A 3,323-nucleotide genomic window follows, 5' to 3' on the forward strand; every position below is an offset into this window, starting at 1 on the left:
GCTCGACGAGGCGGTCGTCATGAGATCGCAGGCCCTGGAGGACGGCCACAAGGGGCCGGTAGCTCGCGGAGGCGACCATGTCGGTCGGGTCCTCGTTCGGCTCCAGGAAGACCGGCACGATGATGCGGGCGATCTTGGTGGAGCCGTCCTTGTTGAGGCGGAGGGCGCGGCCGATGTTCTGGACGATTTCGACTTGGGAGCCGCGGGTGTCGGCGAAGCAGATGGCTTCGACACCGCGTTCGCCGGTGATGTCGACGCCTTCGCCGAGGACGCGTACGGACGCGAGGAAGGCCCGGTGTACGCGGTGTCCGGTGGCGTCGATGCCGTTTGCGAACTGCCGCAGGATCTCGCGCCGCTCGGTGACGAGGTGGTCGCCGCACAGCCAGGCCGACCAGACGCGGTTCGGCGGGACGTGGCGGCCGGTCTCCAGTTCGTAGAACTCGGCGTCGATGGAGGACTTCGGCAGCTTGGCCGCGGCCGCCAGGTCGGCGTCGGACGCGTCGGTGGCGTACAGCTCGGTGGCGGTCTCGGGGAGCTTCTCGGCGAACGCGGCCGCCTCCTCCACTTTCTGGTGGAAGGTCATGACGGTGCGCAGGTTGTGCGCCGCGGCGTGCTCCAGGAGCGCGGTCTGCAACAGCGCCAGGCGCCGGCCCCGCTGCGCTTCCTCGGACTCGTCGAGGATGGGGGAGGGGTCGTGGATCTCCAGGACGTCGATCTCGAATCCGGCGAGGATGCCGCGCTCGATTGCCTCGGAGAGTCCGAGTTCGGCGATCCATGGGCCGTAGGTTCCGTTCGGGTCGTCGGCCATGCTCGCGATCTCCGCCTCCTCGCCTCCGGCGCCCTTCTGCGGCCGGGCGGCGGCGAGGATGCGGGGGGTGGCGGTGAGGTAGAGCCGGTAGTCGGCGGGGATGCGGGTGTTGTCGTGGATGGCTGCCCAGGGGCGTCCGAGGTCGCCGGCGGTGCCGTGGGCTTCGTCGACGATGGCGAGGTCGAAGCCCGCCATCCGCTGCCCGTAGAGCCGTTCCCCACCTGCCAGGGCGGCCTCCAAGGGCCCGCGGACCTTCCGCTGGCCCGCTGGTGCGTCGATGTCCTCGCGGTCCACCAGGGAGGCGTACGTGGCGAACACGACGACCGGCCCCGCCCCGGCCCACAGGGCGAGTTGAATGGGGTTCGTGGTGGTCCGTACGCTCAGCTCGTTGAGGACGGGGTCGTTTTCCAGCGAGCACACGGCGATCATCGGGGCCTGGTGGCCCACCAGCCGCCATGCCTGGGCGGTCTGGACGAGGAGGTCCAGGGTGGGGACGGTGACCAGGATCCGCCCGCTCGGGAAGGACTCCAGGGCGCACGAGGCGGCTGTGATCGTTTTTCCCGATCCGGTCGCGGATACGATCGTGCCGCGGGCTCCCTCCGGGGGGATGGATGATCTTGCAGGAGATCCCACCCACTTTCGAAAACTCGCTTTTTGATCCACTTGATGTTCTCGGAGCTGGATCAAAAGAAGTCACCCGATTCGGGAAGGATCTGGTCGACGGAGGTGATCCGGTATTCTCCGTTTTCGTACCTGCCGCCAGGTCGTCGGAACATGGCCTCGGCGTACTCGACAGCCGCGCCGGCGGAGGCGGCGAAGAAGTTGCGGATTACGGCAGGCTCTCCGGCCGCAGTGGGCTGGGCCGTGATTCGGTAGATGCGGTGCCGCCGGACCTCGACGGGCAGGATGCTGCCGGCCCGCTCGTCCCAGGCCGTCTCTGCGGCCATGCGCTGTGCTCGCTCTTCTGCTCTGCGGGTCACGCGGAAGTCGTCGTCCGGGGTGTACACGGTCATGTGCTGCTTGGCCATGACGTGTGCGATGCGGGCCCATTCGATGCGCTGCCACGAGGCGATGTCCAGCCTGGTCAGTTTGCCCGCTTCCTCGGGTGCGGCGAGGACGAGTTCCTCGTTTTCAAGGGCTGCCTGCAACCGTTCCTGCACCTGTTCCAGGTTGAGGCCGCGAGCTTCTCTGAGTACGGGAATCTGTGCTAGCTCCCTCGGGTGGTATTCGTAGACAGGCACCCAGAACCCCCGCTCAACAAATCCACCAGATGCCACGCATTTCTGCCAATGGTACATCCTGCATCAATTTTGATTCAGGATGTACACTTACCCGACGCGAACGAGAGGTACGTGCACTGTTCGGCGACTGGGGGACTGGCATGGAGCACAGTGAGCGAGCCGAGGCGGATCTGCTGCACGTGGTGGAGCAGGCGTTGAGGATTCGCGGGGTGTGGGAAGAGGTCGCCACGACCTACTGCTGCCGTCCATCGCAAGAGGTGAAGGCCGCGTATCAGGCGGCAGCGTCGAGCTGGAACGTCCGGCTCGACGAACGAGCCGTCACTCTGTCGAGCATGTGGATCGGAGGATCCGCATACTGGGAGTGACCCAGCACCAAGCCGATCCACGGTCGGCAACGTGGTTGCTGAGGCGGAAACTGGCAGCCAACCGCTCCCAGCACGGCTGAGGGTTGCGGTGTCGGCGGGATTCGAACCCGCGGACCGGGGGAGACAGGCCCGTCCAGTACCCGGTCAGTCGGCGTAAGGAGAGCCTTCCTCACGTCGATCGCAATGGGCCGCTCTGCCACGGCTCCGCAACCAGTGGGAGTTGCTGCTCCCACTGGTGATGACGGTAGGAGAAGTGTCGTGACAGAGCGAACTCTTTTCCGGCAGAGCCGATGGCCGGCCCAGGAGCTGCCCGTATTCGTGGAGTGGGCTTGCCCTAGAAGCGAAGCCGCCCGGGCCGGGGAGCGAAGCGGACCGGCCTCGGGAGCGGTCTCTGACTATCTGCCATGGTGACGGGGTCGGTGCTGGCAAGCGTCTGCGTGGCCCTTGTGCCCCGGTCGCCGGTTGGGCCGTGGCCGCCTCCGTGCAGGCCCGGGAGGTTGCTGCCGTTGGGTTTCCAGTGCTGGAGGCTTCGCTGCCGACCCCGTCAAGGGGACCGTAACCACCAGCACCGACACCGCTGCCGGCGCCCGCGGAGCGGGCTGGTCCTGGAGGCGGAGCCGAAAGGACCCCAGGGGTGGGGGAGCGAAGCGGACCCACCCAACGGGCCCGAAGGCCCGGACCCCGTGAAACGGGGTCACACAGGCCCGCGAAGCGGGCCGTTCGGAACCGAGCGAAGCGAGGGCCGAACCTGTCCGGAGCGAAGCGAAGGACACCGGCCGAATGGCCGGCCCTGGCTCGGCGAAGCCGAGCCCCGCCGAGCGCAGCGAGGCGGTTCGTTGACACAGCGCGCAGCGCTGTGGGCCGGTGAGGTCGTCGCCCTGCTCGGCGCCAACGGCTCCGGCAAATCCA

At 67.6% G+C, this 3,323-nt stretch carries 3 protein-coding genes; 1 reads left to right on the forward strand and 2 read right to left on the reverse strand.

All coding sequences use genetic code 11. From position 1 onward, the window contains the following. Positions 1–1,495 (reverse strand): DEAD/DEAH box helicase family protein (locus AB0D01_RS39555; protein WP_363064248.1); only part of this gene is annotated, 1,495 nt, incomplete at its 3' end. Further along, entirely contained in the window at positions 1,492–2,106 is a 615-nt protein-coding gene (locus AB0D01_RS39560) for a hypothetical protein (RefSeq protein ID WP_363064250.1), read from the reverse strand. The genes AB0D01_RS39555 and AB0D01_RS39560, both read right to left, overlap by 4 nt. Positions 2,107–2,189: 83 nt before the next feature. On the opposite strand from AB0D01_RS39560, the gene AB0D01_RS39565 reads away from it, so the two are divergent. Beyond that, entirely contained in the window at positions 2,190–2,414 is a 225-nt protein-coding gene (locus AB0D01_RS39565) for a hypothetical protein (RefSeq protein ID WP_363064252.1), read from the forward strand. Positions 2,415–3,323: the final 909 nt, after the last annotated feature.

The sequence above is a fragment of the Streptomyces sp. NPDC048606 genome (genome assembly GCF_040650855.1).
Lineage (GTDB): Bacteria > Actinomycetota > Actinomycetes > Streptomycetales > Streptomycetaceae > Streptomyces.